Here is a 26,212-nt window from a genome sequence, read left to right as displayed (position 1 = left end):
AACACGGTGCTCAGCGGCGGCGGCGCGATTCCTGGTCGCCACGAATCACGTCGGCGAGCGGCCGCATCAGGTTGTAGGCCACCGCGACGGGCACCCTCATGTCCGGGTAGCGCGATTGCCAAACACCGTTGCGCTCAGCCCACGCCGCCAGATTCATGCTTCTCTTCCTACAGCACACCACCAGCACACCACCGACAACTACCGACCACTCGGGCCGCAACAATTGGCAGCCCCCACCCGATCATGCGGCCCAGGTCGTCGTAGTCAATGTCTCGGCCGGCGAGCGTGGTCGTCAGATCCAGCTCGGGCATGCCGACAGCATCCGCCAACTGTGACCTGGTGATCGGTTCACCGGCTGCCAACTGCCGAGCAGTTTTTCGCTCAGGTCGGCCGCGACGGTGTCGTCTGGCATGGGGTTTAGTTGGCCAGGACCACCGCCGCTCGTGCGGTGTCGCGGCACGGTCACAAGCGCCCGATTCCCCGGCAACAGGCCCGCAGTGCCGCGTGGACGCGTTGCGGGGTCGGCAGGTCAAGCCGGCACGCCTGGCCGGTCGGAGCCGGGGCGTTCCGCATGATGTCGACGCCGTCGAGCAAGACCGTCGGCGACGGATAGGGCCCGACCCGCTCCAGGAACAGCACGTCGATGTCGAGATCCGCCAGGCAGTCGGTGATCACTTTTCTTGCCGCGGCAGCATTGGGGCAACCCGGCGCGGTGAGCAACTCGATTCTCATTGCGACTCCTGATTGCCGGTGCTTGTGCCGGCTGCTGATTCGATGGCGTGCAGAAGCGGGCAATTGCGCTTCACCCGCGGTTGACGACAGCTATCGACCAGCTGTGCCAGCGCATCGCGCATTGCGGTCAATTCGTCAATGCGGTGCTGCAACTCAGCGATGCGACCGGAAGCCATCGCCTGTGCGTCCTCGCAGGCATCTGGTCCACCGTCGGCGAGGTGTAAGAGCTCCTCGATGTCGGCGAGGCTGAAGCCGAGTTGTTGTGCCCGCTTGACGAACCGCACCACCCGCACCGCGTCGGGGCGATAGACCCGATAGCCGGATTGGGTTCGTTCGGGTTCGGGTAACAAACCCCGCCGCTCGTAATACCGCAGGGTTTGGGTGTTGACCCGAGCTTGCGCGGCAACCTCGCTGGTTTTCACTCCACCAGCATGGACCCTGCACCCGAGTACCGGGTCAAGGTGCGCGAGCGCAAGAATGTGACCCGGGCCTGCCGCGGGTCAGCGGCGGCTGGCAGTGGCCAGCACGCTGGCCAGCGCATCCAGGACGCCCGGAACCAGCCGGTAATACGCCCACTTGCCGCGTTGCTCACGTTCGATCACCCCAGCGTCGACGAGAACCTTCAGGTGATGCGACACCGTCGGTTGCGACAGTCCCACGGGATCGGTCAGATCGCACACGCAGGCCTCGGCCTCGTCGTGCGCCGCGATCAGCGACACCAGCCGCAGCCGGGTCGGTTCGGCCAGCGCCTTGAGTACCCCAGCCAGCCGCTCCGCGGCCGCGGCGGTCAGCACAGCACCGGTGATCGGCTCGCCGCACCCCGCAAAATCGGTGGCCATGGCGCCGATTCTGGCACATGCATTGACAACTATCGATTTGTAGGGCAGCGTGTCATATAGATATCAGTCAATGTGAGGAGCTCGGGGTGGCTACCGGAGACAGGCGGCGTGAACAAGTTCGGGCCCGCTATGCCGAAGCTGCCGCCGCAGTGACTTCGAGTCGCGCCGACCTGCAGCTCGTCAGCGCGGCCGGCTGCTGCAGGGCAGTCGATGTCGACGGGGGTTTCGGCGCCGGCCTATACAGCCCCGGCGAGCAATCCGAGTTGCCGACCGAGGCCGTTGCGGCCAGCCTGGGTTGCGGCAACCCGACCGCGGTGGCCGGGTTGCGCCCAGGCGAACGCGTGCTCGACCTGGGTTCGGGCGGCGGCATCGACGTGCTGCTCTCCGCACGGCGCGTCGGCCCGGCCGGGTACGTCTACGGCATAGACATGACCGATGAGATGCTTACGCTAGCCGAGGCGAACAAAGCCAAAGCCGGTGCCTCCAACGTCGAATTTCGCAAGGGCACCATCGAAGACGTCCCGCTGCCGGACGCTTCTGTCGATGTGGTCATCTCGAACTGTGTGATCAACCTGTCGGTCGACAAGGCCGCTGCGCTCGCCGAGATGTTTCGCGTGCTGGTTCCCGGCGGGCGGATCGGGATCTTCGATGTGGTCGCAGAAGATCATTTGGGCGCCGCCGACCGGGCCCAACGCGGCTCTTATGTCGGCTGCATCGCCGGCGCGCTGTCCAGGCAGGAATACCTCGACGGCTTGACGGCAGCTGGATTCACTGAAGCATCGGTCACTTTCACTCATCCGGTCGCTGATGGGATGCACGCTGCTATCGTCCACGCCGGCAAACCCGCCAGGTAGACCCGGTTAGTCCGTCACCGGCGGCGGTAAGAGCTCGCCGACTAGGGCTTCCACACGGGCCTTGATGTCATCGCGGATGGCGCGTACGCAGGGCAAGTCTTTTCCCGCTGGGTCGGCCACGTTCCAGTCACGGTAGGACACGCCAGGAAAGTACGGGCACGTGTCGCCGCAGCCCATCGTGATCACCACGTCGCTGGACTGAACGGTGTCCGCAGTTAGGAATTTCGGTGTGCTAGAGGCGATGTCGATTCCAAGTTCGGCCATCGCAGCGACGGCGACGGGGTTGACCGATTCGGCGGGCACGGTGCCAGCGGAGCGCACTTCGATGCGGTCGCCGGCGAAATGGCTCAGGAACCCGGCGGCCATCTGGGAGCGTCCGGCATTGTGGACGCAAACGAACAGCACGCTGGGCTTGTCAACCATTAGTGCCCTGCCCCTGATGGCGCGGTCGCGCGAAACAGTCTGCGGCGCAGCCCTAACGACACATAGACCAGGGCAACCAGGCAGGGAACTTCAATAAGCGGACCGACGACGCCGGCCAGTGCCTGGCCTGAGGTGACGCCGAAGGTCGCGATCGCGACCGCGATTGCCAGTTCGAAATTGTTGCTGGCGGCGGTGAAGGCCAGCGTACTGGTCCGGGCATATCCGAGGCGCAGCGCGAAGCCGACCGCGTAGCCGCCGGCCCACATGATGGCGAAGTAGGCCAATAGCGGGACCGAAATACGGGCGACATCCCAAGGGCGCGAAATAATTTGGTGACCCTGGAGGGCGAACAGAATGACGATGGTGAACAGCAACCCGTACAGCGCCCACGGTCCGAGCCCGGGCAGCAGCCGATTCTCATACCAGCTGCGGCCCTTGATCTTTTCACCGATGCGGCGAGTTACGTAGCCTGCGAGCAACGGCATGCCGAGAAAGATGAGCACCGATTTGGCGATCTGCCACATCGAGGTGTCGATGCCGGTCTGCGGCAGCCCGAACCATCCGGGCAGCACCGCCAGATAGAACCAGCCCAGCACCGCGAACATGAGTACCTGGAACACCGAGTTGAGCGCCACCAGCACCGCGGCAGCCTCACGGTCGCCTCCTGCCAGGTCGTTCCAGATGATCACCATGGCGATGCAGCGGGCCAACCCGACGATGATCAGTCCGGTGCGGTATTCGGCCAGATCGGCCAGCAGCAGCCAGGCCAACGCAAACATCAACGCCGGACCGACGAGCCAGTTCAGCAGCAACGACGCAAGCAGCAGCCTGCGGTCGCCGGTGACATCACCGAGCCGGTCGTAGCGCACCTTTGCCAGAACCGGGTACATCATCACCAGCAGACCCCCGGCGATGGGCAGCGAGATTCCATCGACCTCGACGGCACTGAGCGCATCACCCAGTCGGGGCACCGTCCGGCCCAGCACCAGTCCGGCGGCCATCGCCGCGGCGATCCACACCGGCAGCAGCCGATCCAGCATCGAAAGCCTGCTCGCCACCGCCGTTTCGGTGGTGGCCGCAAAACCGATTGACACGCCGGTCACCGGACGCAGTTCGGCGAGGCTTTCGACGGCCGTTCGTCGAGCTGCAGAACGGCCGAAAGCCGCTGCAACGCAGCGGGTATGACCCAGTAATAAACCCAAGTCCCCCGACGCTCGCAGTCGATCAGCCCCACCGAACGCAACACCTTCAAATGGTGCGAGATCGTCGGCTGGGAGACGTCGAAGGTCGCCGAGATATCGCATACGCATGCTTGCCCGCCCGGATAGCTGGCGATCAAGCTCAGCAACCGGAGCCGCACCGGATCCGCCAGCGCCTTGAACATCCCCGCCAGTGACATCGACTGCGCTTCATCCAGGGGCGTCCCCGAAAGCGGCGGACCCCACAGCGTGGCTTGATTCGACATGCATCTATATTGACATAAATCAAATCAGTCCGCCAGCCGAGGTCCGGGCTGTGGACAAATCCGGCAATGACCCGTTCTGGGCCGGCGGCGATGTCGGTGCGCCCAGTTATCGTCGCAGCGATGCGAGATAACGCGATTGATCCGCTGGAGGCCTGCGGCGTCGGCGAGCCCGCCGCGATGGCCGCTCTTGTGCCGTCGGCGCTGGTGGAGGTGATCGGGTCGGCGCATCGGCTCGAGTCAATGCTGGTGGCGAGGCGGTTGGCTGCGGTGGCGGCGCTGCTGCGGCATCGGCTGGCAGAGCCCGACCGGGCTGATGCCGAGCGCGGCTACGCGGTGATCGACGGGTTCGAGCAGACGACGGCCGGGGTGGCCGCGGTGATGAATCTGTCCCCGACGGCCGCGAGCTATCTGGTCTCGCAGGCCAACGCGCTCGATACCCGGATGCCTAGGGTGGCGAAGCTGCTCGCCGAAGGCCGAACTGATTGGCGCACAGTGCGATTGACATCAGCCGCACCGACCTGGTGACCGATGGGATAGTGATCGCCAAGCTGGACGATTCGCTGGCGTCGCGTATCGGCAAGTGGCACGGCTGGTCGCGCCAGCGCATCGTCAATGCCGTCGATGCCGCGGTGCGTATCGCCGATCCCGATGCCGCCCGTGAGCGTCGCGAGCGCGCCGAGGATGACCGGTACATCGCAACCAGCGCCGGTGAGCATGGCATGTCCGAGATTCACGGGACGGTCGCAGCGTCGGCGGCCACCGCTTTCGACCGGCGGCTTTCGGAATTGGCCAAACAAGTGTGCCCGAACGATCCGCGGACGCTGGATCAGCGCCGCGCCGACGCGCTGACCGCGCTGACCGAGGGCCGCCTCTTAGCGTGCGGCTGCGGAAAATCGCGATGCACCAACAAAACCGAGACCAGCACGGGTCGCGCTACGGGTGGTGCCCAGGTCGTCGTCAGCGTAGTGGCCAGCGAACAGACAGTGACCGGCGGTGGTTCGCGGCCTGGCTACCTTGAGGGGTACGGCGTCATCGACCCGGAGCAGGTTCGCCGGCTCGCCGCGGCTGCGTCGATAAGGTTGGCCGATGCGCAAACCACCCCCGGGGACGCGTTGCGGTATCAACCGTCTGCCGCGCTGGCGCGGGCGATCCGGTGCCGGGATTTGACGTGTCGGTTTCCCCGGTGCAGTCGTCCGGCCATGGCTTGTGATATCGACCATACGATTCCGTTTAACCACTCCGACCCGAAAGCCGGCGGGCTGACTGTGCCATGGAATCTCAAATGCCTTTGCCGCCAACATCATCGGCTGCAAACGTTCGACGGGTGGCGCGACAGCCAGCTGGCGGACGGCACGGTGATCTGGGTTTCACCAACGGGGCAAACCTATCGTACCGCGCCTGCGGGAGTGGACCTTTTCCCGCAGCTGCGCGCTAGCCCGTGCGTTGCCCCCAGGCCGAATCGGCGCAGCCGCTCAAAGTAACGTGCAGCTCGAATCGCCTGCGCGCGCAAGCACAATCGCGAGCAGCGGCCGGTCAACGAGGCGTGACGCTACCTCGAGGACGCTCGCAAAGAGGAGATCGGCGCCCGCAAGTTTCGAAACCATATGCGCGACATGGTGTTTTTATTCAAGGGCACACCGAGCGCCAGCCCTTTTTGTACCTGGGTGAACGATCCTCAGAGAACCTGAGGAGCTGCCGCCGGACTGGCGACCACCCCCGCCGAAACCCCTGCCCGACGATCCGCCGTTCTGACCAACGCTAGGGTGTCGATGATGTCCATGGCTGCGAGCGGGAAACCCTTGTTGCGTTGGGTGCTGGCGCTGAGTGTCACAGCAGCCGCGGTGTCTGCGTGCGGTGCCGACACCGGTTTGATCGCCGACAATCCCCGTCAAGTCACGGTTACCGGGTCGGGCCAAGTTCAGGCTGCTCCGGATACGTTGACCGTCGATGCCGGCATCGAATTCGTCGCCCCCGACGTCACGACCGCGATGAACCGGACAAACGAACGCCAGCAAGCGGTGATAACCGCGCTGACGGACGCGGGTGTGGCCAAACCGGACATCAGTACGACGAACGTCAGCGTGCAACCGCTGTACGGCGGTAGCGAAGGAAACATCATCGGTTACCGCGCCAACAACTCGATCCAGGTCAAGATCCGCAAGCTGGAATCGGCGTCGCATCTGCTGGCTGTCATCGTCAGCACTGGCAGCGATGCCACCCGGATCAATTCCGTGCGCTATGGCCTCGCCGACGATTCCCAGTCAATGCGTGACGCGCGGGCTCGAGCGTTCAACGACGCCAAGAACCGGGCCGAACAGTACGCCCGACTGTCGGGACTTCGGTTAGGTGAAGTGATTTCGATCTGGGAAGTACCCGCAACACCTACTCCGGTGCCGTTGCCTCGGGCGCCGACGGCCGCCACCGACGTTCCGCTGGAACCCGGCCAGCAGACGGTGAATGTCTCGGTGACGGCGATCTGGGAGCTGGGTTAGTCCTGGTAAACGCGCGGATCCAGGGTGCCGATGTAGGGCAGGTCGCGGTAGCGCTCGTCGTAGTCCAGGCCGTAACCGACCACGAACTCATTCGGAATGTCGAAACCGACATAGGCGATGTCCACGTGGGCGCGCATCGCATCCGGCTTGCGCAACAACGTGCATACCCGAAGCGACCGCGGACGGCGGGTGGCAAGGTTGCGCAGCAACCACGACAACGTCAGTCCGGAGTCGACGACGTCTTCGACGATCAGCACGTCGCGGTCGTTGATATCGCGGTCAAGGTCTTTGAGGATCCGCACCACGCCCGACGACGACGTCGAGGAGCCATAGGAGCTGACCGCCATGAACTCGAACTGGGTCGGCAGCGAAATCGCGCGCGCCAAGTCGGTGACGAACATGACCGCGCCCTTCAAAACGGTGATCAGCAGCAGGTCGTGAGCACCGGGAACATCGGTCACGCCGCGGTAGTCGTCACCGATCATCGTGCCGAGTTCGGCGGTGCGGGCCTGAATCTGTTCCTCGGTCAGCAGCACCGATTTGATGTCACCGGGGTACAGCTCGCCCGATTGCGCTGCCACGACCACAGCGTGCCATGCCGCCAACCGACAGCCAACATCGGCGTGTCCAATTGCGGCCATCCGGCCCGCCGAGGGGGCAAACGATGCTCTTCCCGCCAGATAACTGGGCCATCACGTCGTCGAAGTCGACCCACACCGCACGGTCAAGCGATCCGAAGCAGCGGTAACGCTGGTTCATCACCCCCCGGCCGGGGGTTGCGCCATCACGGTGAGCTTGACGCCGTACCGCGGCGCGGCGAAGCCGGCAGCATTGCGCGTGGCCGAAGCCACACCCGGCATCCCAGGCGCCGGTACCACCGAGCCGCTTGCCTGCGGCGCGGCCGTCCAGCCCGAGCCCGCCAGCGTTGCCGGCGCCGCACTTGAGGCCGGGCCCGCCGCAGCCCAACTGTTGGGCACCGACAACCCCCCGATCGAGGCGGCCTTGCCCACACTTCCCGTCGCTCCGCCGAGGCCGCCCGCCAGGCCCGGGGCCGCCGCGGCCGGAGAAATGCTCGCCGGCAACGCCGAGGCGGCCTTGGCCGCGGCCTCGCCGCCGGCCTTCGCGGATTTTTCCATTGTCTCGACGGCCTTGGAGAAGAGGCCTTCGATATCCCTGAACGCGGTGGCGAAGAGCCTCACGTTGGAAATCTGTCTGGCAAACGCGTTAAATGGCGTCGCCGCATTCAGGGTTGACGACCCGCTGATCCCCGCCAGCATGTCGCCAAGTACTCCGCCGACGATCACCCCGGAGCCGGATGGCTCCAAGGTCAGACCGAGCCCGGCAAGCCATGGCGGAGACGTCGTCGAACCGGCAAGGCCCGCCAGCACACCGGGCACCACCGACGTGAACCGCGACAGTTCTTGCGCTGTCGTGCCGGCCCAGGTGCCGACAGCCCGCGAGGCCGCAGCGCTTTGGGCCGCCAACGCAGCCGGGTTGGCAGACCGCGCCGGCGGAACGAACGGCGTCAACCTCGAGGCCGCCGTCGCTGCACCGGCATAGCTGTACATCGCCGCGGCATCCTGGGCCCACATTTCGGCGTAGTGCGCCTCAGCGGCGGCGATGGCCGGGGTGTTTTGGCCGAGAACATTCGTCGCCAGCAGCTGCGCCAACAATGCCCGGTTGGCCGCGATCACCGGCGGCGGCACCGTCGCCGCGAACGCCGCCTCATAGGACTGCGCCGCCGCGGCGGCTTGAGTGGCGGCTTGTTCGGCCTGCTCGGCGGTGTTGTCAAGCCATGCCATGTGGGCCTGCGCCGCGGCCGCCATGGACGCGGCGGCAGGCCCCTGCCACGGCCCGCCCACCAGATCGGCCGTCACAGCCCGGTACGCGGCTGCGGTCGCGTGCAGTTGGGTAGCCAGCTCTTGCCACGCGGCCGCGGCAGCCTGCAGCGGCCCCGGGCCGGACCCGGAATACATCAGCGCGGAATTGATTTCCGGCGGCAAGGCAGCGAAATCCAACATGGTTCCCTGTCCCTAGCTGAACGCGGCGGTGTTGGCGGCTTCGGTAACCGCGTACGAACCGGCGCTAAGGCCCAGCGTCGCCGCCAACTGGTCTTGCACCGCGCCAGCCTGGACGCAGACCGCCTGATATAGCCGTGCGTGCGCGGCGAACTGGGCTGCGGTCAGCACCGATACCAAGTCGGCGCCGGCCGGGGCCACCGTAGTCGTCGGGCCTGCCGCTGCCGTGCTGGCGGCTCTCAGCGCCGAGTTGATGTCGTGAAAATCTCCGGCGGCCGCGGCCAGCATCTCCGGCTCTGCAATTACGAGTGCCATTTACGTTCCTCCTCGAAGGCGATCGCCGTGATGCTAAGCGGCCGATTCGAGGTAATGCTTCTGTGCTGGGCAAACGCATAGAAACCGCGCTCACTATTCATAAATGCGTAAACAAACGTCCATTGTTGAAATTGTATTTAATGAGTCGACTATGCATTTCATCGAAATAGTTCGCCGCACCAGTGAGTAAATGGTATGGGCGGTCACGTTGTCGCACGTGCCAGCGGGAGGCGTCAGCTGCGTTGCACGGGTTCGCGGCGCAAAATCAACATCCCGTTGCGTCGCCCGGCTACCAACCGCTGACCGCGCAGCGCGGATCCCACGGCCACCCCACCCTGACCGCGCCACGCGGTGACCAGGGTATCGATCCCACGAATCTGCTTGTCGGTCAATCCAATAGCGCCACCGGCCAGCAGCCAGCGGCGGATCACCCGCCGGCGAATCGGGTCGGGCAGCGAGGCCAGCGCCGCAGTGTCGAGGCCGTCGCCGACGGCGGCGGCCGCCAGCGCCTGTCCGGCAAGGGTGTCGATGAGCTCGCTGTCCTCTCGCAACGCCGTCGCGGTGCGTGCCAGCGCTTCGGCGACCCCGCCGCCGAGGACCTCTTCAAGCAGCGGCAGCACCTCCTGGCGCAGCCGGGTCCGGGTGAACCGGCGATCGGTGTTGTGCGGATCGTGCCATGCGGCCAAGCCCAGCTCGTCGCAGGCGGCGTGGGTCACGGCGCGTCGCACGCCCAGCAGCGGCCGACACCACGGCGGATCATGCGGGCGCATCCCCGCGATCGAGCGGGCACCTGAACCGCGGCCCAGCCCGAGCAGCACCGTTTCGGCTTGGTCGTCGAGCGTGTGCGCCAACAGCACCGGACGGTCCCCGCGGGCGGCCTGCAACGCCTCGTAGCGCGCGGTGCGGGCGGCCGCTTCCAGGCCGCCGTCGGCGCCGACCTGCACGCGAAGTACTTGGGCGTCAACGCATCCCAGTGACGTGGCCTGTCGCTGCGCGGTGGCGGCGACTTGGGCCGAGCCGGCCTGCAGGCCGTGGTCGACGATCAGCGCGGTGGTGGGGCGCAGGCGGGCCGCGGCCGCGGTGAGCGCCAGCGAGTCGGGGCCGCCGGACAGTCCCACGCACCACCGCTCAACGCCGGTGAGGTAGGTGTCGGTGAACGCCGTGACAGCCGCGGTCAGCTGCGCTACAGGACTCGGTCGATCCATCGTTGCGGGTGTTCGATCTCCGCGGGCAAGGGCAGCGTTTCGGGACCTGACCAGATCGTGTTGAACCGTTGCATGCCGACCCGGCTGACCACCTGGTCGACGAAGGCTTTGCCGCGGGTGTACTGCTTTAACTTGGTGTCGATGCCCAGTAATGCACGCAGCAGCCGCTGCAGCGGGGGCTGCCTGCGGTGGCGACGCTCATCGAACCGTCGGCGGATGGTGTCGACCGACGGCACCACCATCGGCCCGACGGCATCCATCACATGATCGGCGTGGCCCTCGAGCAGGGTGCCGAGCACCAGCAGTTGATCGAGCGCCTGCTGTTGCGGCTCGGACTGCACGGCGCGCAGCAGGCCCAGGATTCCCGGCGAGTTGCCGTCCGGGTTCGCATCGGCGGCGCCGCCGCGACCGCGGACAAAGTCGGCGAGCCGGCGTAGCACCTGGCTGACGTCGTCTCCGCTGTCACGGGTCAGCACGGCCAACGCCTGCGACATGTAGCCGGACAGCCAGGGATTGACGCTGAACTGCACCCGGTGCGTCACCTCGTGCAGGCATACCCACAACCGGAAGTCGGCGGGCGGCACCCGCAGTTGACGCTCGACCGCGATGACGTTGGGGTAGACCAGCAGCAGGCAGCCCCCGTTGCCGGCGGCGAACGGGTCGTACTGGCCGAGAATTCCCGAGGACACGAACGCCAGCACGGCGCCGGTCTGCGCGCCGGTGAGCCGCCCGACGAAAACGCCGCGCGGCTTGTCGGTCCCGCCGGTCATCACCCGCATGGACTCCGCCGCCGCGCGGATCCACTGCGGCCGGTCCACGACCCGCGCGTCGGGGACCGGCCCACCGATGTCCAGGCCCGTGACCTCGCGCACCGGCGGTTCGGCCGCCTTTGCCGCGCTGGTCAGATCGGCGATCACTTGGCGGCGGGTGTACTCGGTCGCCGGTGGACCCGGGCGTGCGAGCCGTTCACCCACGTCGGCGGCGAAGCGCCAGTCGATAGCCCGTCCGACGGTCAGCTCGGCTGATCCGGTCATGTCAGGCATCCACAGGTGCGCAGCCGCGCGGCCAGGGCGTCGATCGCCAAGCGACCGGTCGGGCCGGCGTCGTTGGAGATGAACGCGAACGTCAGCACCCGTCCGCTGGCGTCGGTGACCACCCCGGCCAGGGAATTGACGGCGGTCAGCGAGCCAGTCTTGGCCCGCAACCAGCCCGCCGCGATCCCGTCGGCAGCCGGATCGACGAAGCGGTTGGACAAGGTGCCGCTACCGCCGGCGATCGGCAGCAAATCCAGCAGCGGCCGCAGCGTCGGCTGGTTCGGCCCGGCGGCGGCCTGCACCACGGAGTCGAGTGTCTTGGCGGTCAACCGGTCATTGAGGGACAGCCCGCTGGAGTCCACCAGCGCGGCCCCCGAGGTGTCGACCTGCGCGGCGGCCAGCCGACTGGTCACCGCGTCGACGGCGCCGGCGAAGCTGCGCGGCCGACGCATGGCCGCCGCCACCTCGCGCGCGATGCATTCGGCCATCACGTTGTCGGAGGCGTCCATCATCTCGCCCAGCCGCTCGATGAGCGGCGCGGAGCGGACGGCGGCCAGCTCGCGGGCACCGGGCGGCGCCGTCGCCAACGTCACCGACATAGGGTCGACGCCGAGCGCGGTGGCCAGGGCGCGCCCGGCATCCAAAGCCGGGGTGTGCGAGCGGGTGGAGTCAGGAGTCGCCGGCTGAACACGTCCACCGTCGAGCATCACCGGCTCGATCGGTGCGACGTCCCCACCGTCGATATCGGCCGGGTCCCAACCCGGCGCGGTCTTCGGACCGGTGAACGCCGAGGTGTCCACCTTGACCGCAGTCGGCTTCACCTCACTGCGGCGAACCTGGCCGGCGAGATCGCTGATGCGCGCGGCGTCGTGATACCACGTTTGCCCGCCGGGCGGCACCGCCGACAGGGTGGGATCGCCGCCGCCCACGAGCACGATCACCCCGGGCTCGGCGCCGGCAACCACCCGGGTGGTGATCGTCGCCTCCCGGTCCAGCGTCAGCAGCGCGGCGGCCGCGGTCAGCACCTTGTTGGTCGACGCCGGCAGCAACGGCACGTCGTCAAGCTGATGCCAGAGCTCCTTGGCGGTCATCGCGTCGGTGATCCGGCCGCCCAACCGGCCCAGATTCGGGTCGGCCGCTTGCGGTGCCAGCGTCGCGGCCAGCCCCGCTTCGGTCGGCGCGGGGGCGCTGGCGGGGACCGGAACCACTGCGGGCGGCGCGGCGACAGTGTGTGGCTCCGGCGAGGTCCGTGCCATCTTGGCGTCGCGGCCGCCTGAGGTCAACCACGCCGCCGCCGCCACCAGGGCAGCAACCACCGCCACCACGGCGACCCCGATGATCGCGTGGGTCGATCGCCGCCACCGAGTGGGACGCATGACTCTCCTGACTGTTCTTGTCTTAATTGTGCCGAACCGTTCACCGACCACCGCCGGGTTGGCAGCTGTTCTGTGCTCGGTATCGCTGCACTAGGGTTGACCTGACCCACGACCCGCGACGTCAGCCGACGATCAGCGACCCCCGCAAAGGAGCCGGCACGGTGCAGTTCGACGTGATCATCGAAATCCCCAAGGGCCAGCGCAACAAATACCAGATCGATCACGAGTCAGGACGGATCTATCTGGACCGTTACCTGTACACGTCGATGGTTTACCCAACCGATTACGGCTTCATCGACGACACCCTGGGTGAAGACGGCGACCCGCTCGACGCGATGGTGTTACTGCCCGAGCCGGTATATCCCGGTGTGCTGGTCAAGTCCAGGCCCGTCGGGATGTTCCGGATGACCGACGAAGCCGGCGGTGACGATAAGATCCTTTGTGTCCCGGCCGGCGATGTGCGTTGGGATCACATCAAGGACATCGACGACGTCCCCCGGTTCGAATTGGATGCGATCAAACACTTCTTTTCCCAATACAAGGCCCTTGAGCCGGGCAAGTTCGTCAAGACCGCCGACTGGGTGAACCGCGCCGAAGCGGAGGCCGAGGTGCAGCGCTCAATCGAGCGATTCAAGACCAGTGGGCATTAGACGCTAATCGCTTGTCAGCCGCCCCATTTGGCGGCTTCGGCTTGGTCGCGGGCCAGCATGGCGGTGGTGTTGGTTTCGTGGGTGCCGGCCATCGCCCGATACGCCAGCACCAGCTGCTCCATCGCCTGATTCCACTGCGCCTGCCAGGCCTGATAGGTCATCCCGGTATCGCCCTGCCAGGCCGACGACAACGCCGCCTGCTCACTGGCGATATCCGACCCCAGCGCCTGCAGGGTCCCCGCATAACCGGCCATATCGGCAGCATGCGCCAGCATGGCCGGGTAGTTGTACATGATCTGCGACATCACAACCCCTTTCGCTTCAAACCTTGACCGCTCAGAACCCGGTGTAGGTGGACGCGGCCGCGGCATCGGCGGCGGTGTAGGTGCCCGCCGCCTCACCCAGATTGGCCTGCGCGATATCCAGCAGCGTGTTGATCTTGGCCGCCACCGCCACAAACCGGGCATGGGCGGCCTGAAACGCCGCCGCCGACTCCCCCTGGTGAAACGCCTGCGCCGACAACGCCTCCTGCTCGGCCTGCCCGATCGTCGAGCGCATCAACGCCGCCTTGGCACCAAACGCCGACTGCGCGGCCACCAACTGCGGAATATGAGCATCCAACAAACTCATCACACATCACCTTTCACTCAAATCGGCTGCGACCGTTGGGGTGTCGCTAGCCGTCCTGCTCCCGCTCCCAGCTGCCCGGCAGCATCGGCATGGTCGGCCCCTCACCGAACTCGTCACCGGCCAGCGTCGCCAACCCCGACGCGGTGGCAGGCCTTTGACCCACCGTCCCCGCGAAGCCAAACGATCCGGCGCCGGACTCAGAAGCCACCGCCGAAACGGCGGATTCGTCGTCGATTTCCAGGTATTCATAGCGATAGCCGCGATCGATGATCGTTCCGGGACGCCGCCGCACCCGCGCCTGCTGCTGACTCGGCGCGGACGGTGCGGCTGCCACGGCAGCGGTCTCGGGGGCCGGCCGCGTGGCTCTGCTTCGGCCGGCCAGTGCCGACTCCTGACCAAGACCGATGCCGCCCACCAGGTAACCGAAGCCTTCAGCGCCGGTCACCGGGGTCGGCGGCGCGGGTGGAGGCGGTGGGGGCGCGGCGGATAGGGAAGCGGTTGTCGCGGCCGATGCTGCGGGGGCGGTGGGTGTCACCGGGCTCGTCGGGACGCTCGGCGTCGGTGCGGTGACGGGCGCCGCCACCACCGGCTGCGCACCCGTGGCGGCCGGCTGCGGGAGCGGCGCGGCCACCGCGCCCACCGGCTGCGTCAGCGCGGCCAATCCGGCCAGGCCAGCAGGACTGGCCAGAGCGGTTACGCCGCCGAGGTTGACAATCGCCAGGTTCAAGCCCACCGACACCAGCAGCGGAAGCTCTTGAATGAGAAACCGCAGCGTTCGCAGCGTCCAGTTGACGATCCGGTAGGTCTGCCACGCGATGAAGTAGGAAATCAGCGCCGGGGCCTGGGACGGGTTCAGCAAGCCCTGCCAGTTTTGTTGCAGCCAGGCCAGAGCTTGGGCATTGCCGTTGAAGAAGTTCGGCAAGTTTTGCAAGTACTGCTCGGGGCTCCAATTCGGCTGACCCTGGCCGGGGATCTGCTCCCCGTCCGGGCCGAAGAGCATCTGCCAAATCTCGTCCGGTGTCGGCAACTGGAACGAGCCCGTTCCGCCGCCACCGCCGCCCCCGCCACCCCCACCGGCCCCGCTGCCCGCGCCCCCACCGCTTCCGGCTCCGGCCCCCGCGCCGCTGCCGGCTCCGGCGCCCGCCCCTGCGCCACTTCCCGCTCCGGCGCCCGCGCCGCTGCCGCTGCTGGCCGCCTCGGCGGTCGCGTGATAGGTGCTCATGGTGGTGGCGGCCTGAGTCCACATTCGCGCGTAGTCGGCCTCGTTCAGTGCGATCGGAATTGTATTGATGCCAAGGAAATTCGTCGCGACCAGTGCTGCATGTATGGCGTGGTTGGCAGTCAACTCGGCCATGGTCGGCATCGCGGCCAACGCGGTGGTGTAGGCCGCGGCCACGGTCTCATGCTGGGCAGCCGTTTCGGCACTGACCGCGCTGGCCAACCGCAGCCAGGCCAGATACGGCAGGTGCGCCGCCACGTATCGGTCGGCGGTAGACCCCTGCCACACCGCCTGCGCACCGGACAACACCGCGGTCAGTTCGGTTGCCGCAGCATCATATTCGATGCTCAGCGAACTCCACGTGGCCGCGGCGGCCAGCAGCGGCCCCGGACCGGGACCACTGCTCAGCAACGACGAATGCACCTCGGGCGGAAACGCCATCCACACCGGCGCAATCATTGTCAGCCGCCGGTCACCCAATACGTCGAAGCCGCCGCGGCATCACCGGCCGCGTAACTCGATCCGGCCGCGGCCACCCCCACTCCGGCACGACCCAACACCTCGACGCCCTTGGCCGCCGCGGCCGTATGCTGGCTGCCCCGCGCACTCAACGTCGCGGCGGCTTGCACCGAAACCGGATCGGCCGCCGGCGGCACCACCGCGGTGATAACCGGCGCTGCACCGGCATGCGCAGCCGCCAGCTGGGCGGTGATCGCCTCGACCGCGGCGCTGGTCGCGGCCAGACCCTCGGGAATCACTCGCAACGTCATGACAGCTACTCCTTCCCAACCTCACCGAATCGCGGAAGGCGCCCGATGCCGCGGGCCAACCCCCAGCCCAGCAGCCCGGCCGCCAACCCGAATACCAAGTGCCACTGCAGCTTTTCGCCCATCCCGACTGACAAGATCCCGGCCAGGTGACCGCCACGGATCACAGCAGCGACCGGATCCGCCATCGCGACAAGGTGGATCGGTGCGGCTGCGATCACCACGAGCCAGGGCCGCCGTTGCACCGCGGGTGCTCCAGCCACCGCGTAGAGCATGGCTGCGGCCGCGAGATAGCGGACACTCGGCGATGGCCCGGCATGAAGCATCACCGTCGCCGCCGTGCAGGCGGCCCCGACCGCGATAACCGTGTCTCGCCGGCGCGTCACCAGAGCAACCGCCACCAGCAAGCTCAGCCAGATCAGTGCCCGATGCCCGGGCAACCCGATCGGAATCCTGATATCAGCGGAGCCGACAATCGCGGCAACCGACATCGCGGGAATGGCGACCTCACGGGCAAACAGCAATCCGGTCGTGTCGCGGCCCGCCGAGCGCGGCAGCACACTCGTGGGCGATCGGCAGGCCGAAAGCATGCCCGATCATAACCTCATCCGCGCAATGATTGGGGAATAACAAACTTGAATGCGTAGTTTCGTGGGCTATACGTTATGTAAGTGCGGATAACTGTCAGCGGACTGCTCGGGCCGGTTGCGGCGGTGCTCGCCCTCGGCGCGTGTGCCACCGCAATCGACGCTCGCCACGGCGGCGACCTCGTCGTGCAGCAGACCGGCAGGGAGCTCGCCCGGCTGACGCTGCAGCGGCTGCAAACTCTTCCGCAGGCCGAGATCGTTACCCCGCAGTCGCGAGGCGCCCACGTCCAAAAAGGACCCACCGTGCGCACCGTCCTTGACGTTGCCGGGGCCGCCGACGTCAACAGCGTGCGCGTACAAGGACGCGACCCCGCCCAAACACTGCGCGCAGACGAGCTCACCGACCAAGTCATCTTGACCATCACCAAACACGACACGCTCAAGCTCGCCGGTTCTCATCTCGGTGTCGATCGCTGGGTCCGCGACGTCACCGCGTTGGTCGTCAACCCATGAATCACGCGCTGGCCGGCGTCGATTTGCTCATCGGCATCGACGACACCGACAACTTGCGCAGCCCGGGAACCGGGCGCCGCGCCCGCGCACTGCTGTGCGAACTGGCGACCGCGGGCCTCGGGACGCCGGCCGGAGCCACCCGCCACCAGCTTCTGTTAGACGACCAAATCCCCTACACCACACACAATTCCAGCGCCTGCCTGGCCTGGCGCAGCCGCGACGGCAACCCGGAACAGGTGAAGCGGGATGTCATCGCAGTGGCAGCGAGGTTCCTGGAGCGGGTCTGCCCACCGGACGCCGATCCCGGCCTCGCGGTCGCCGTCCCGGGCCGGCTCACCCATGCGGTGTCACAGGTCATCGACTTCGGCCGCCGGGCAAAGCGGGAAGTGTTGCACGCCAACGAAGCCCGTGAACTCGCCGCAACACTCGGCGTGCATCTATCCGGACACGGGGGCACCCAGGACGGCGTTCTGGGCGCGCTGGCCGCGGTGGGGCTGCACCTGTCGGGCGATGACGGACTGTTCATCACCTTGCCCGGGCTGGAGCAACTGCCCCGTGAAGCCACCGTCGACCAGTTGCGCGCGCGGGTATCCATCGACGAGGTCCGCGACAGCCAGGATCGCCGGCCCGGCACCGGCGAGCCCATCGAGCTTGGCGACTGGGTCCATCCGGTGCTTGTCGACGGCCAGGCCGTGTTGCTGCTCGAACCGCCCACGCGTCAGCCGTGCGGTCGCCGGCGATGGCGGACCGCGCCGCGCTGGCTCGTCAGACAATACTGACCACCGGCCGGCGCGCACCGGTGGGCATCCTGGCATCGGTGACTCCGATGTGGCATTTCGCTGCGAATTTCTGGTGGCTGGTCCTCCCGCTCGGGGGTGCGGTCGGCGGGGGCTTGAGGGCGATCGCCGCCGCCAATGAGCGCCGGGCCGAAAGACGGCTGGAACGGTATCGGTCGAAGCAGCAGGCCAAGATCGCGATGGCGGAGTCCTCCGGGCGGACGCGAGTCAACAAGGACAGCTACCGGCGAGCTTGCCGAACTCCTCGACGAGCACGACCGGACCAACGCCCCGTGGTTCGACTACGAAATCGACGTCGCCGAGCTGCTGGACTTTCCGATGATGACCGATATGCTGCAATCCGCTGACGGCGGCGTTCCACAAGGCCACGCGGCACGCCGACCTGCTGCGCCCGGAGCGTCCGGACGACATTCTCGACGACCGCAACGCGCAGCTGGACTACCGGAACGCCGTGCATGAGTACGTCACCGCTTTCGAGATCGCCGAAGCGGAGGCGATTCGCCGGCGCCACAGCGATTTCTCCGCCGACGAACAACAGCGGATGGCGCGCGCAATCGTGGGGATGATCGAAGGTTAGCCGGCGTCGGAGCGCCGCCCCGGTGGGGTCTTTGTCCGGGTTGGCGGCCGGCCGGCCCGGGCTGATCACGCTCGCTGTGGTACTCGGCGAACCCATCGCCCGCGGACACCGACCTAGCCGGCGTTGACAACCCGGGTGGCCCGCAGGCTGGCCAGCGCGGTGAACGCGAGTGTCACCACGATGACCGCGAGGCTAAGCAGGGTCGGGATCTCGGGCACCTCGACATGGCGGCCGCCGTTGATGAACGGGATCTCGTTCTCCCGCAATGCATGCAGCACCAACTTCACCCCGATGAAGAACAGGATCACGGCAAGTCCGCGGGACAGATACACCAACCTGTCCAGCAGGGCGCCGAGCAGGAAGTACAGCTGTCGCAGACCCATCAACGCGAACACGTTGGCCGCGAGTACCAAGTACGGTTCGCGGGTGAGCCCGTAGATCGCCGGAATGGAATCCAGCGCGAAGACCAGGTCGGCGGCTCCCAGCCCGAGGATGACCAGAAACATCGGCGTCACCAGCCGGTCGGATCCCTGTTTGACGCAGAGCTTCAGGCCGTCCCAGGTGTCGGTGGTGGGTAATCGCCCGCGCGCGAACCGGACGACCACGTTCTTAGCGTCGCGGTCGCGCCCGTGGTCGCGGGCCAGTTTGGCGGCGATGTACACCAAAAACGCGCCAAAGAGATAGAAGACCCAGGAGAACTGCCGGATGGCCATCGCGCCAAGCGCGATGAAAACACCGCGCAGGATCAGCGCGATCACAATCCCGACCAGCAGCGCCTGTTGCTGATACACCCGGGGAACATTGAAGCTCGCCATGATGACGATGAACAAGAACAGGTTGTCAACCGACAAACTGTATTCGGTGAGCCATCCGGCGAAGAACTCCAGCCCGAACTGCTGGCCTTGGAAATGCCAAACCCAGATCCCGAACAACGCCGCGAGCCCGATATAGGTCGATAACGCGATTGCGCATTCCCGCATCGTCGGCTGGTGCGCCCGGCGTGCGATCACCACGACGTCGAACAACAAGATTGCGATCGCCAACCCTGAAACGACGATCCATTCGAGGTCGTGCAGTGGTTCGTGCAATGGATGACCTCCGCTTTTCACGCAAAGCCAGAGGTCTCTTCCACCGCCAGATGCACCCACGGTCCGCGACGCCGGCCGGCCGATGGCGGTCGACGGGATGACGACGCCGCGGTGCCGGAATACTCCCCTCTTGCCGGTAGTCTTGCAGACCAGGGTTAACGGAAGCTGTCGGGCTGGGGACCGGCTCTTAGTATTTTCAATCTGTGCCGATACCGGAGCTGCCCGCTGGGCAGCGGTCGTCGCTGTGACCGAGGTCGGCGGTGCGTCCGCGTCGGCTGCTTTCGAAGGAGCATCCACCGGGCCGATCACACGCGGCAGCGTGGCCCGCGTCGGCACGGCGACCGTTCTGACGGCCTTGTGCGGCTACGCGGTGATCTACCTGGCCGCGCGTGATTTGGCGCCAGCCGGGTTTTCGGTGTTCGGGGTGTTCTGGGGCGCGTTCGGCTTGGCCACCGGCGCCGCGAACGGGCTTCTGCAGGAGACCACCCGGGAGGTCCGTACGGCGCGCTACACCGACATGCTGCCGGACGGCCGCACGCATCCACTGCGGGTAGCCGCCTTGGTCGGGGTGGCGGCGGCTGTGGTGATCGCGGGCAGCTCGACACTGTGGAGCCGGCAGGTCTTCGTCGATGCCCGCTGGCTTTCCGTGGGGCTGCTCAGCGTGGGTCTGGCCAGTTTTTGCGTCCATGCAACGCTGCTGGGCGTGCTGGCCGGGGCCGACCGCTGGAGCCAATATGGGGCGCTGATGGTGACCGACGCCACCATCCGGGTCGCGGTCGCGCTCACGACCTTCGTCATCGGCTGGGGACTGCGGGGATACTTGTGGGCCACGGTCGCGGGGGCGACGGCGTGGCTGATCGTGCTGATCGCCTCGCCGGCCACGCGGGCGGCGGCCCGGCTGCTGACACCCGTAAGCACCGCCGCCTTCCTGCGCGGGGTGGGCCACTCGATCACCGCCGCCGGCGCCAGCGCCATCCTGGTGATGGGGTTCCCGGTGCTGCTGAAGGCGACCTCGGCCGAGCTGGGCGCCGAAGGCGGGGTGGTCATCTTGGCGGTGACCTTGACCCGGGCACCGCTGCTGGTTCCGCTGACCGCGATGCAGGGCAACCTGATCGCGCATTTCGTCGACGAGCGCACCGACCGGCTGCGGGCGCTGATCGGCCCGGCGGCGGTCGTGGGGGCGATCGGCGCGGTCGGGGTGGTGGCCGCTGCGCTGGTGGGCCCATGGTTGTTGCGGGCCGGGTTCGGACCCGGCTACCACGCCGCCAGCGCGCTACTGGCCTGGCTGACCGCTGCGGCGCTGGCAATTGCCATGCTGACGCTGACGGGTGCCGCGGCGGTCGCCGCGGCGCTGCATCGGGCTTATGCGCTGGGCTGGGTGGGCGCCACGCTGGCCTCGACGTTGCTGCTGCTGCTACCGATGCCGCTGGGCACTCGCACGGTCGTCGCGCTGTTGTGCGGTCCGCTGGTCGGGATCGCGATACATCTGGCCGCGCTTGCCCGTCCGCGCGGCTGATCGGCGTGTAGCTTGGGGCATCGACATGGGTTACCCCGACGCCTGGATCGTCGTTCCAGCCTTCAACGAAGCCACGGTCATCGGCGAGGTGATCGCCGACGTTCGCTCGGTCTTCGACCACGTCGTATGTGTCGACGACGGCAGCACCGACATAACCGGCGAGATTGCGCTGGGGGCCGGGGCGCACGTGGTGCGCCACCCGGTCAACCTGGGCCAGGGGGCTGCGATCCAGACCGGCGTGGAGTACGCCCGCCGTCAGCCCGGCGCGCAGGTCTTCGCCACGTTCGACGGCGACGGCCAGCATCGCGTCACAGACCTGGTCACCATGGTCGACCGGCTGTCCGCCGGTGACGTCGACATCGTCATCGGAACCCGCTTCGGCCGGCGCGGCGGCAACCGGCCGCCACTGCTGAAACGGATCGTGCTGCGCACCGCGGCGTGGGTGAGCCCGCGCGGTCGCCGACTCGGGTTGACCGACACCAACAACGGCCTTCGGGTGTTCAACAAGAAAGTCGCCGACAAGCTCGACATCACGATGAGCGGGATGAGCCATGCCACCGAGTTCATCATGCTGATCGCCGAAAACGGTTGGCGCGTAACCGAAGAACCCGTCGAGGTGCTCTACACCGACTATTCCAAATCCAAGGGGCAGCCGCTGCTCAACGGTGTCAACATCATTTTCGACGGATTCCTGCGTGGAAGGATGCCGCGTTGAACTGGATACAGGTGCTGTTGATCTTTTCGATCATTGCGCTGCTGGTCTACCTGTTGCGCTCGCGGCGCAGCGCGCAGTCGCGGGCCTGGGTCAAAGTCGGCTACGTCGTGTTCGTGCTCGCGGCAATCTACGCCGTGCTGCGGCCCAACGACACCACGGTGGTGGCGCACTGGCTGGGAGTGGCGCGCGGCACCGACTTGATGCTCTACGCACTGATCATCGCGTTCAGTTTCACCACGCTCAGCACCTACTTGCGGTTCAAGGACCTGGAGTTGCGCTACGCCCGGCTGGCCCGCGCCATCGCGCTCGAAGGCGCCCGGGCCCCCGAGCGGCGCTAGACCGCGTGCAGCCGGCGGAAGTAATCAACGGTGCGCCGCACGCCTTCTCCCAATTCGACCTGCGGCGACCAGCCCAAAACCCGTTGCGCCAGGCCGATATCGAGGCAGGAGCGCCTCAGGTCACCGAGCCGCGGCGGACGAAACTCCGGCTCGTCTGGCCCGCCGACCGCGGCCGCCACCACCGAATGCAGTTGGCGGTCCGAGGTTTCCACTCCGGTGCCGATGTTGAAACGCATGCCGTCACCCACCGGTCCGGCCGCTTTGACGAAAGCATCCACCACGTCGTCGACGTAGACATAGTCGCGGGTGTTGCCGCCGTCGCCAAAGATCTTGGTGGGCTTGCCGCACAGCAGTGCCTCGGCGAAGATCGCCACCACCCCGGCCTCGCCGTGCGGATCCTGGCGCGGCCCATACACATTGGCCGGCGCTATATGCGAGCACTGCAGGCCGTAGAGGTGCCGAAACGTGTTGAGGTAGATCTCGGCGGCCACCTTGCCCGCGGCATATGGCGACGCCGGGTCGGTCGGCGCCTCTTCGCTGGTCGGGTAGACCGGCGGAGTGCCGTAAATCGATCCGCCCGAGGAGGTGTTCACGATCTTGCGCACACCGGTGCGCCTCGCCGCCTCGGCAAGCCGGATCGTCCCGACGACGTTGACCGAGGCGTCGAACTCCGGGTTGGCCACCGAATGCCGCACGTCGATCTGCGCAGCCAGGTGGAACACCACCTCCGGGCGATGCTGGTCGAGGATGGCGTGCACGTCCGCGGTGACGATGTCGGCCTCGACGAAGAGGAACTCGCGATTGCCGGCCAGATGTTCGATGTTGGTCGCGCGGCCGGTGGCGAAGTTGTCCAGCCCGACCACGGTGTGACCGTCGGCGATCAGGCAGTCGACTAGCGTCGAGCCGATGAAACCGGCTGCCCCGGTGACCAGTGCACGCACCGGCCCACCATACCGACGGGCTCCGCGGGTCGCGCTGGCCGCCGCCGCGTTGATCGCAGCCCAGCTGGCGGCCCGCGCGGTGCTGGCGTTCGGCGGCTACTTCTACTGGGACGACCTGATTCTCGTCGGCCGGGCCGGCACCCATAATCTGCTGTCACCGTCGTACCTGTTCGACGACCACGACGGCCACCTGATGCCGGCCGCGTATCTAGTGGCCGGGGCCATCACCCGGCTGGCGCCGCTGAATTGGATCGGACCGGCGATCAGCCTGGTGGTCCTGCAACTGCTGACCTCACTGGCGTTGCTGCGCGCGCTGCACGCGATCCTGGGCTGGCGGCCGGTCCTGCTGGTCCCGCTGACCTTCGCGCTGTTTACCCCGCTCGGGGTGCCGGGTTTCGCGTGGTGGGCCGCGGCGCTGAACAGCCTGCCGATGCTGGCCGCACTGGCCTGGGTGTGCGCCGACGCAATTCTGTTGGTGCGCACCGGCAACCAGCGCTACGTGATAACCGGTGTGCTGGCGTATCTCAGTGGCCTGCTGTTCTTCGAGAAGGCCGCGGTGATCCCGTTCGTCGCGTTCACGCTCACCGCGCTGCTGTGCCACGTGCAGGGTCACCCGGCCGCGCTGACGACGGTGTGGCGGGCCGGTTTTCGGCTGTGGACGGCGTCGCTGGCGCTGACCGGTGCCTGGATTGCCGTCTATCTGGTGGTGGTGGACCAGCGACGGTGGAGCACCGACCTGACGATGACCGGTGACCTGCTGCGCCGTTCGATCACACACGGCATCGTTCCGGGTCTGGCCGGCGGACCGTGGGACTGGGACCGCTGGGCGCCGGCCTCGCCGTGGGCGACGCCGCCGCCGCAGGTGCGGGCGCTCGGCTGGCTGGTGCTGGCCGGGGCGCTGGCGGTGTCGCTGCTCCGCAAGCACCGCATCGCGCTGGTCTGGCTTGCCGCGGCCGGCTACGCGGTGGCCTGCCAGGTGCCGATCTATCTGATGCGCTCGTCGCCGTTCACCGCGCTCGAACTGGCCCAAACCCTGCGGTATTTCCCCGATCTGGTCGTCGTCCTGGCGCTGGTGGCCGCGGTCGGATTTTGCGCACCGAATCGACCGTCCTCACGCCGGCTCGATGCATCGGCGACGCGCACGGCCGTGACGGCGGGCTTGGCGACGCTGTTGGTGGCCAGCAGCCTGTATTCCACGGCGACATTCCTGCGGTCCTGGCGCGACAATCCGGCCCAGCCGTATTTGCAGCATGCGCGCCAGAGTTTAGCCGCCGCCCACGCGGCGTCTTCGGTGCCGCTGCTCGACCAGGAGGTCGACCCGTTGGTGCTGCAGCGGGTGGCCTGGCCGGAGAACCTGGCCAGCCACGTATTCGCGCTGCTGCCGGATAGACCTGAATTCGCCTCGACCACGACACAATTGCGGATGCTCGACAGCTCGGGACGGCTGGTCGGGGCACGGGTGGCCTGGGTGCGCACGATCCTGCCGGGACCGTTGCCGCAATGCGGATACTTTGCGCAGCCGGACCGGCCGGCGCGGCTGGTGCTCGACGGGCCGCTGCTGCCCGCGGACTGGACCACCGAGATCAACTACCTGGCCAACAGCGACGGCTCACTCACGCTGTCGCTGACCGAAGGCCCCACGGTCAAGGTTCCGGTGCATCCGGGCCTCAACCACGTGTACGTGCGGCTTCCCGGCGCGGGTGAGGCGATCACCGCGCGGGCCGACACCGCCGCGCTGGCCGTGTGCATCGCTGCCGGCCCCGTGGGCTATCTGATGCCGGGGTAATCCCAGCCGCCGTGACGGAGCCACCTAACGGAATCGAACCGTTGACCTGCTCATTACGAGTGAGCCGCTCTACCGACTGAGCTAAGGTGGCATGCCCTGCCGGGCGGCATGAGTCTACCGGTCCAAGCGCAGTGCCTGGCCAATGGTGGCGACCATCGCGTCGACGGCGAACTTGGGTTTGACGTTGACAGCCAGCGCTTCGCGGCACTGCAGCACCGCTTCGATGCAGCGCAACAGCCGCTCCGGGGAGGCATGTGCGGCCATCGCGGTGGCCCGATCCACCATGTCGGGGTGGTTGGCGCGCACCGTGTGCGCGCCGGTGGCCACCATCAGCGAATCCCGGAAATAGGTCGCCAGGTCGATCAGCGCGCGGTCCAAGGCATCGCGTGACGCCCTCGTCTGACGCGACTTCTGCCGTCGCTCAAGGTCTTTGATGGCTCCGGTCGCGCCCCGCAAGGTGGCCGCGGTGCCCTTGCCGGTGCCGCCGGCACCCAGCGCGGTCCGCAACTCCTCGGTCTCCGCCTCGTCACGCCCGGCGGTCGACTCGTAAGCCTCCGCCTCCGCGGCGGCCACCAGCTCCTCGGCGGCGGCGTAGGCCCGTGACGGGGTAGCCGCGTCACGGGCCAGCTCCAGCGCTCGCTGCCGCCGCCGCCGCGCATCCGCATCGGTGGCCAGCCTCCGCGCCCGCCCCACATGCCCGCCGCTGACCGAGGCCGCCCAGTGGGCGGTGTCGGCGTCCAGCCCGTCGCCGTCGACCAGCACCTGGGCGATCGCTGGGGCCGACGGGGTCACCAGCGCGACGTGGCGGCATCGGGAGCGCAGCGTGATCGCGATGTCTTCCGGGTCCACCGACGGCGCGCACAGCAGGAACACGGTCGACGGCGGCGGTTCCTCGACGACCTTGAGCAGCGCGTTGGCCGCCCCTTCGGTCAGCCGGTCGGCGTCTTCGATCAGCACGATCTGCCAGCGCCCGGTGCTGGGGCGCCGCGAGGCGATCTGCACGATGGCCCGCATCTCGTCCACACCGATGGACAAGCCTTCCGGGATCACACGCCGCACGTCGGCGTGGGTACCGGCCATCGTCGTCGTGCACGCCCGGCACTGTCCACAGCCGGGAACACCATCGGCGGTGCATTGCAGCGCCGCCGCGAAGCTCAGCGCCGCCACCGAACGCCCCGAGCCGGGCGGGCCGGTGATCAGCCAGGCATGCGACATCGCCGGGCTGTGAGCCGAATCACCGCGGGCCGCACGCGCAGCGGCCACCAACTCGGCCTCCACCGCCTGCTGGCCGACCAAGCGCGCGAACACTCCGGGCATCACCGCAAACAGTACTGG

The 26,212-nt window shown here is 67.4% G+C and carries 29 protein-coding genes, 1 tRNA gene and 3 pseudogenes; 11 read left to right on the top strand and 22 right to left on the bottom strand.

Annotated features, from left to right (window positions below; translation table 11 throughout):
• Positions 1–10 precede the first annotated feature (10 nt).
• The 5 genes from MHEC_RS01885 to MHEC_RS01865 form a co-directional block, all read right to left on the bottom strand.
• Positions 11–157 carry a hypothetical protein gene (locus MHEC_RS01885; protein WP_162490254.1) on the bottom strand — a complete coding sequence of 49 codons (147 nt, stop codon included), beginning with the start codon at positions 155–157 and terminating at the stop codon, positions 11–13.
• Positions 158–167: 10 nt separating this feature from the next.
• Positions 168–311 carry a hypothetical protein gene (locus tag MHEC_RS01880; RefSeq protein ID WP_162490253.1) on the bottom strand — a complete coding sequence of 48 codons (144 nt, stop codon included), beginning with the start codon at positions 309–311 and terminating at the stop codon, positions 168–170.
• A 151-nt stretch (positions 312–462) separates the two neighbouring features.
• Positions 463–732 carry a hypothetical protein gene (locus MHEC_RS01875; RefSeq protein ID WP_048893839.1) on the bottom strand — a complete coding sequence of 90 codons (270 nt, stop codon included), beginning with the start codon at positions 730–732 and terminating at the stop codon, positions 463–465.
• A complete protein-coding gene (locus tag MHEC_RS01870; protein ID WP_071700590.1) occupies positions 729–1,154 on the bottom strand; it encodes a heavy metal-responsive transcriptional regulator in 426 nt (141 codons plus the stop codon). The genes MHEC_RS01875 and MHEC_RS01870 overlap by 4 nt, the downstream gene beginning before the upstream one ends.
• A 78-nt stretch (positions 1,155–1,232) precedes the next feature.
• Positions 1,233–1,571, bottom strand: a complete 339-nt coding sequence (locus MHEC_RS01865; protein ID WP_048893621.1) for an ArsR/SmtB family transcription factor — start codon at positions 1,569–1,571, stop codon at positions 1,233–1,235.
• An 86-nt stretch (positions 1,572–1,657) separates the two neighbouring features.
• On the opposite strand from MHEC_RS01865, the gene arsM reads away from it, so the two are divergent.
• On the top strand, positions 1,658–2,425 hold the full coding sequence (gene arsM / locus MHEC_RS01860) for an arsenite methyltransferase (RefSeq protein ID WP_048893622.1): 768 nt from the start codon (positions 1,658–1,660) through the stop codon (positions 2,423–2,425).
• A 6-nt stretch (positions 2,426–2,431) separates the two neighbouring features.
• Here arsM and arsB read toward each other — a convergent pair.
• Together arsB and MHEC_RS01845 are read right to left on the bottom strand one after the other, a co-directional pair.
• A pseudogene (gene arsB / locus MHEC_RS01850) lies at positions 2,432–3,888 on the bottom strand (ACR3 family arsenite efflux transporter).
• Positions 3,889–3,947: 59 nt separating this feature from the next.
• The gene (locus MHEC_RS01845; protein ID WP_048893624.1) at positions 3,948–4,313 is read right to left on the bottom strand and encodes an ArsR/SmtB family transcription factor; all 366 of its coding nucleotides are present in this window, start codon (positions 4,311–4,313) and stop codon (positions 3,948–3,950) included.
• Positions 4,314–4,490: 177 nt separating this feature from the next.
• On the opposite strand from MHEC_RS01845, the pseudogene MHEC_RS01840 reads away from it, so the two are divergent.
• Positions 4,491–6,065, top strand: a pseudogene (locus tag MHEC_RS01840) (HNH endonuclease signature motif containing protein).
• A 20-nt stretch (positions 6,066–6,085) separates the two neighbouring features.
• Positions 6,086–6,805 carry an SIMPL domain-containing protein gene (locus MHEC_RS01835; protein WP_048893632.1) on the top strand — a complete coding sequence of 240 codons (720 nt, stop codon included), beginning with the start codon at positions 6,086–6,088 and terminating at the stop codon, positions 6,803–6,805.
• Here MHEC_RS01835 and hpt read toward each other — a convergent pair.
• The 6 genes and pseudogenes from hpt to dacB form a co-directional block, all read right to left on the bottom strand.
• Positions 6,802–7,424: pseudogene (gene hpt / locus MHEC_RS01830) on the bottom strand (hypoxanthine phosphoribosyltransferase). The gene MHEC_RS01835 and the pseudogene hpt sit on opposite strands and share 4 nt — an antisense overlap.
• Before the next feature lie 139 nt (positions 7,425–7,563).
• Positions 7,564–8,826 (bottom strand): PPE family protein, encoded by a 1,263-nt coding sequence (locus tag MHEC_RS01825; protein WP_048893626.1) that lies wholly within the window; start codon positions 8,824–8,826, stop codon positions 7,564–7,566.
• A gap of 12 nt (positions 8,827–8,838) precedes the next feature.
• Positions 8,839–9,138, bottom strand: coding sequence for a PE family protein (locus tag MHEC_RS01820; RefSeq protein WP_048893627.1), 300 nt, complete (start codon positions 9,136–9,138; stop codon positions 8,839–8,841).
• A 233-nt stretch (positions 9,139–9,371) separates the two neighbouring features.
• The gene (gene tilS / locus MHEC_RS01815) at positions 9,372–10,343 is read right to left on the bottom strand and encodes a tRNA lysidine(34) synthetase TilS (RefSeq protein WP_048893628.1); all 972 of its coding nucleotides are present in this window, start codon (positions 10,341–10,343) and stop codon (positions 9,372–9,374) included.
• Entirely contained in the window at positions 10,322–11,377 is a 1,056-nt protein-coding gene (locus tag MHEC_RS01810) for a zinc-dependent metalloprotease (protein WP_048893633.1), read from the bottom strand. The genes tilS and MHEC_RS01810 overlap by 22 nt, the downstream gene beginning before the upstream one ends.
• Positions 11,374–12,753: a D-alanyl-D-alanine carboxypeptidase/D-alanyl-D-alanine endopeptidase gene (dacB, locus tag MHEC_RS01805; RefSeq protein ID WP_048893629.1), complete on the bottom strand. Its 1,380-nt coding sequence runs from the start codon at positions 12,751–12,753 to the stop codon at positions 11,374–11,376. Before dacB ends, MHEC_RS01810 begins: the two co-directional genes overlap by 4 nt.
• 161 nt (positions 12,754–12,914) lie before the next feature.
• Here dacB and MHEC_RS01800 point away from each other — a divergent pair, with 161 nt between their 5' ends.
• A complete protein-coding gene (locus tag MHEC_RS01800; RefSeq protein WP_048893630.1) occupies positions 12,915–13,403 on the top strand; it encodes an inorganic diphosphatase in 489 nt (162 codons plus the stop codon).
• Positions 13,404–13,417: 14 nt separating this feature from the next.
• Here MHEC_RS01800 and MHEC_RS01795 read toward each other — a convergent pair whose 3' ends face one another.
• The 5 genes from MHEC_RS01795 to MHEC_RS01775 are packed head-to-tail and all read right to left on the bottom strand — an operon-like array spanning position 13,418 to position 16,579.
• The gene (locus tag MHEC_RS01795; protein ID WP_099868935.1) at positions 13,418–13,708 is read right to left on the bottom strand and encodes a WXG100 family type VII secretion target; all 291 of its coding nucleotides are present in this window, start codon (positions 13,706–13,708) and stop codon (positions 13,418–13,420) included.
• A 31-nt stretch (positions 13,709–13,739) separates the two neighbouring features.
• A complete protein-coding gene (esxG, locus tag MHEC_RS01790; protein WP_048893952.1) occupies positions 13,740–14,033 on the bottom strand; it encodes a type VII secretion system protein EsxG in 294 nt (97 codons plus the stop codon).
• 46 nt (positions 14,034–14,079) lie between these two features.
• Positions 14,080–15,711, bottom strand: a complete 1,632-nt coding sequence (locus tag MHEC_RS01785; protein ID WP_201399416.1) for a PPE family protein — start codon at positions 15,709–15,711, stop codon at positions 14,080–14,082.
• 2 nt (positions 15,712–15,713) lie between these two features.
• Complete coding sequence (locus tag MHEC_RS01780) at positions 15,714–16,022, bottom strand: PE family protein (RefSeq protein WP_048891501.1); 309 nt, start codon at positions 16,020–16,022, stop codon at positions 15,714–15,716.
• Between the two features lie 5 nt (positions 16,023–16,027).
• The gene (locus MHEC_RS01775; RefSeq protein ID WP_236591465.1) at positions 16,028–16,579 is read right to left on the bottom strand and encodes a hypothetical protein; all 552 of its coding nucleotides are present in this window, start codon (positions 16,577–16,579) and stop codon (positions 16,028–16,030) included.
• Between the two features lie 111 nt (positions 16,580–16,690).
• Between MHEC_RS01775 and MHEC_RS01770 the strand changes: the two genes are divergently transcribed.
• The 3 genes from MHEC_RS01770 to MHEC_RS24920 all read left to right on the top strand — a co-directional run bounded on the left by MHEC_RS01770 (position 16,691) and on the right by MHEC_RS24920 (position 18,493).
• Positions 16,691–17,119: a hypothetical protein gene (locus MHEC_RS01770; protein WP_162838784.1), complete on the top strand. Its 429-nt coding sequence runs from the start codon at positions 16,691–16,693 to the stop codon at positions 17,117–17,119.
• Positions 17,116–17,898 carry a hypothetical protein gene (locus MHEC_RS01765; protein ID WP_048891499.1) on the top strand — a complete coding sequence of 261 codons (783 nt, stop codon included), beginning with the start codon at positions 17,116–17,118 and terminating at the stop codon, positions 17,896–17,898. Before MHEC_RS01770 ends, MHEC_RS01765 begins: the two co-directional genes overlap by 4 nt.
• A gap of 469 nt (positions 17,899–18,367) precedes the next feature.
• The gene (locus MHEC_RS24920) at positions 18,368–18,493 is read left to right on the top strand and encodes a hypothetical protein (protein ID WP_372507343.1); all 126 of its coding nucleotides are present in this window, start codon (positions 18,368–18,370) and stop codon (positions 18,491–18,493) included.
• 113 nt (positions 18,494–18,606) lie between these two features.
• On the opposite strand, the gene MHEC_RS01760 is transcribed toward MHEC_RS24920, so the two are convergent.
• On the bottom strand, positions 18,607–19,581 hold the full coding sequence (locus tag MHEC_RS01760) for a TerC family protein (protein WP_099869467.1): 975 nt from the start codon (positions 19,579–19,581) through the stop codon (positions 18,607–18,609).
• Positions 19,582–19,780: 199 nt separating this feature from the next.
• Here MHEC_RS01760 and MHEC_RS01755 point away from each other — a divergent pair, with 199 nt between their 5' ends.
• The 3 genes from MHEC_RS01755 to MHEC_RS01745 are packed head-to-tail and all read left to right on the top strand — an operon-like array spanning position 19,781 to position 22,150.
• A complete protein-coding gene (locus tag MHEC_RS01755) occupies positions 19,781–21,097 on the top strand; it encodes a hypothetical protein (RefSeq protein ID WP_172442199.1) in 1,317 nt (438 codons plus the stop codon).
• A gap of 25 nt (positions 21,098–21,122) precedes the next feature.
• Positions 21,123–21,812 carry a glycosyltransferase family 2 protein gene (locus MHEC_RS01750; RefSeq protein WP_048891497.1) on the top strand — a complete coding sequence of 230 codons (690 nt, stop codon included), beginning with the start codon at positions 21,123–21,125 and terminating at the stop codon, positions 21,810–21,812.
• Positions 21,809–22,150 (top strand): DUF2304 domain-containing protein, encoded by a 342-nt coding sequence (locus tag MHEC_RS01745; protein WP_048891496.1) that lies wholly within the window; start codon positions 21,809–21,811, stop codon positions 22,148–22,150. The genes MHEC_RS01750 and MHEC_RS01745 overlap by 4 nt, the downstream gene beginning before the upstream one ends.
• Here MHEC_RS01745 and MHEC_RS01740 read toward each other — a convergent pair.
• Positions 22,147–23,091: an NAD-dependent epimerase/dehydratase family protein gene (locus tag MHEC_RS01740; RefSeq protein WP_048891524.1), complete on the bottom strand. Its 945-nt coding sequence runs from the start codon at positions 23,089–23,091 to the stop codon at positions 22,147–22,149. The two genes, MHEC_RS01745 and MHEC_RS01740, sit on opposite strands and share 4 nt — an antisense overlap.
• Between MHEC_RS01740 and MHEC_RS01735 the strand changes: the two genes are divergently transcribed.
• A complete protein-coding gene (locus tag MHEC_RS01735; RefSeq protein WP_172442196.1) occupies positions 23,057–24,877 on the top strand; it encodes a hypothetical protein in 1,821 nt (606 codons plus the stop codon). The genes MHEC_RS01740 and MHEC_RS01735 overlap by 35 nt on opposite strands.
• Positions 24,878–24,895: 18 nt before the next feature.
• On the opposite strand, the gene MHEC_RS01730 is transcribed toward MHEC_RS01735, so the two are convergent.
• Positions 24,896–24,968: transfer RNA gene (locus MHEC_RS01730), tRNA-Thr, on the bottom strand.
• A 23-nt stretch (positions 24,969–24,991) separates the two neighbouring features.
• Positions 24,992–26,194 carry a DNA polymerase III subunit delta' gene (locus tag MHEC_RS01725; RefSeq protein ID WP_071700307.1) on the bottom strand — a complete coding sequence of 401 codons (1,203 nt, stop codon included), beginning with the start codon at positions 26,192–26,194 and terminating at the stop codon, positions 24,992–24,994.
• Positions 26,195–26,212 lie beyond the last annotated feature (18 nt).

The sequence above is a fragment of the Mycobacterium heckeshornense genome, from assembly GCF_016592155.1.
Taxonomy (GTDB): Bacteria; Actinomycetota; Actinomycetes; order Mycobacteriales; family Mycobacteriaceae; genus Mycobacterium; species Mycobacterium heckeshornense.
This window is presented reverse-complemented; position numbering and strand designations above follow the sequence as displayed.

What these genes read in the sequence shown, in the direction of transcription:
- MHEC_RS01885 (WP_162490254.1), bottom strand. Translation starts at nt 157, where the DNA reads ATGAATCTGGCGGCGTGGGCTGAGCGCAACGGTGTTTGGCAATCGCGC.
- MHEC_RS01880 (WP_162490253.1), bottom strand. Translation starts at nt 311, where the DNA reads ATGCCCGAGCTGGATCTGACGACCACGCTCGCCGGCCGAGACATTGAC.
- MHEC_RS01875 (WP_048893839.1), bottom strand. Translation starts at nt 732, where the DNA reads ATGAGAATCGAGTTGCTCACCGCGCCGGGTTGCCCCAATGCTGCCGCG.
- MHEC_RS01865 (WP_048893621.1), bottom strand. Translation starts at nt 1,571, where the DNA reads ATGGCCACCGATTTTGCGGGGTGCGGCGAGCCGATCACCGGTGCTGTG.
- MHEC_RS01845 (WP_048893624.1), bottom strand. Translation starts at nt 4,313, where the DNA reads ATGTCGAATCAAGCCACGCTGTGGGGTCCGCCGCTTTCGGGGACGCCC.
- MHEC_RS01835 (WP_048893632.1), top strand. Translation starts at nt 6,086, where the DNA reads ATGTCCATGGCTGCGAGCGGGAAACCCTTGTTGCGTTGGGTGCTGGCG.
- MHEC_RS01825 (WP_048893626.1), bottom strand. Translation starts at nt 8,826, where the DNA reads ATGTTGGATTTCGCTGCCTTGCCGCCGGAAATCAATTCCGCGCTGATG.
- MHEC_RS01820 (WP_048893627.1), bottom strand. Translation starts at nt 9,138, where the DNA reads ATGGCACTCGTAATTGCAGAGCCGGAGATGCTGGCCGCGGCCGCCGGA.
- tilS (WP_048893628.1), bottom strand. Translation starts at nt 10,343, where the DNA reads ATGGATCGACCGAGTCCTGTAGCGCAGCTGACCGCGGCTGTCACGGCG.
- MHEC_RS01810 (WP_048893633.1), bottom strand. Translation starts at nt 11,377, where the DNA reads ATGACCGGATCAGCCGAGCTGACCGTCGGACGGGCTATCGACTGGCGC.
- dacB (WP_048893629.1), bottom strand. Translation starts at nt 12,753, where the DNA reads ATGCGTCCCACTCGGTGGCGGCGATCGACCCACGCGATCATCGGGGTC.
- MHEC_RS01795 (WP_099868935.1), bottom strand. Translation starts at nt 13,708, where the DNA reads ATGTCGCAGATCATGTACAACTACCCGGCCATGCTGGCGCATGCTGCC.
- esxG (WP_048893952.1), bottom strand. Translation starts at nt 14,033, where the DNA reads ATGAGTTTGTTGGATGCTCATATTCCGCAGTTGGTGGCCGCGCAGTCG.
- MHEC_RS01785 (WP_201399416.1), bottom strand. Translation starts at nt 15,711, where the DNA reads ATGATTGCGCCGGTGTGGATGGCGTTTCCGCCCGAGGTGCATTCGTCG.
- MHEC_RS01780 (WP_048891501.1), bottom strand. Translation starts at nt 16,022, where the DNA reads ATGACGTTGCGAGTGATTCCCGAGGGTCTGGCCGCGACCAGCGCCGCG.
- MHEC_RS01765 (WP_048891499.1), top strand. Translation starts at nt 17,116, where the DNA reads ATGAATCACGCGCTGGCCGGCGTCGATTTGCTCATCGGCATCGACGAC.
- MHEC_RS01750 (WP_048891497.1), top strand. Translation starts at nt 21,123, where the DNA reads ATGGGTTACCCCGACGCCTGGATCGTCGTTCCAGCCTTCAACGAAGCC.
- MHEC_RS01735 (WP_172442196.1), top strand. Translation starts at nt 23,057, where the DNA reads ATGAAACCGGCTGCCCCGGTGACCAGTGCACGCACCGGCCCACCATAC.
- MHEC_RS01725 (WP_071700307.1), bottom strand. Translation starts at nt 26,194, where the DNA reads ATGCCCGGAGTGTTCGCGCGCTTGGTCGGCCAGCAGGCGGTGGAGGCC.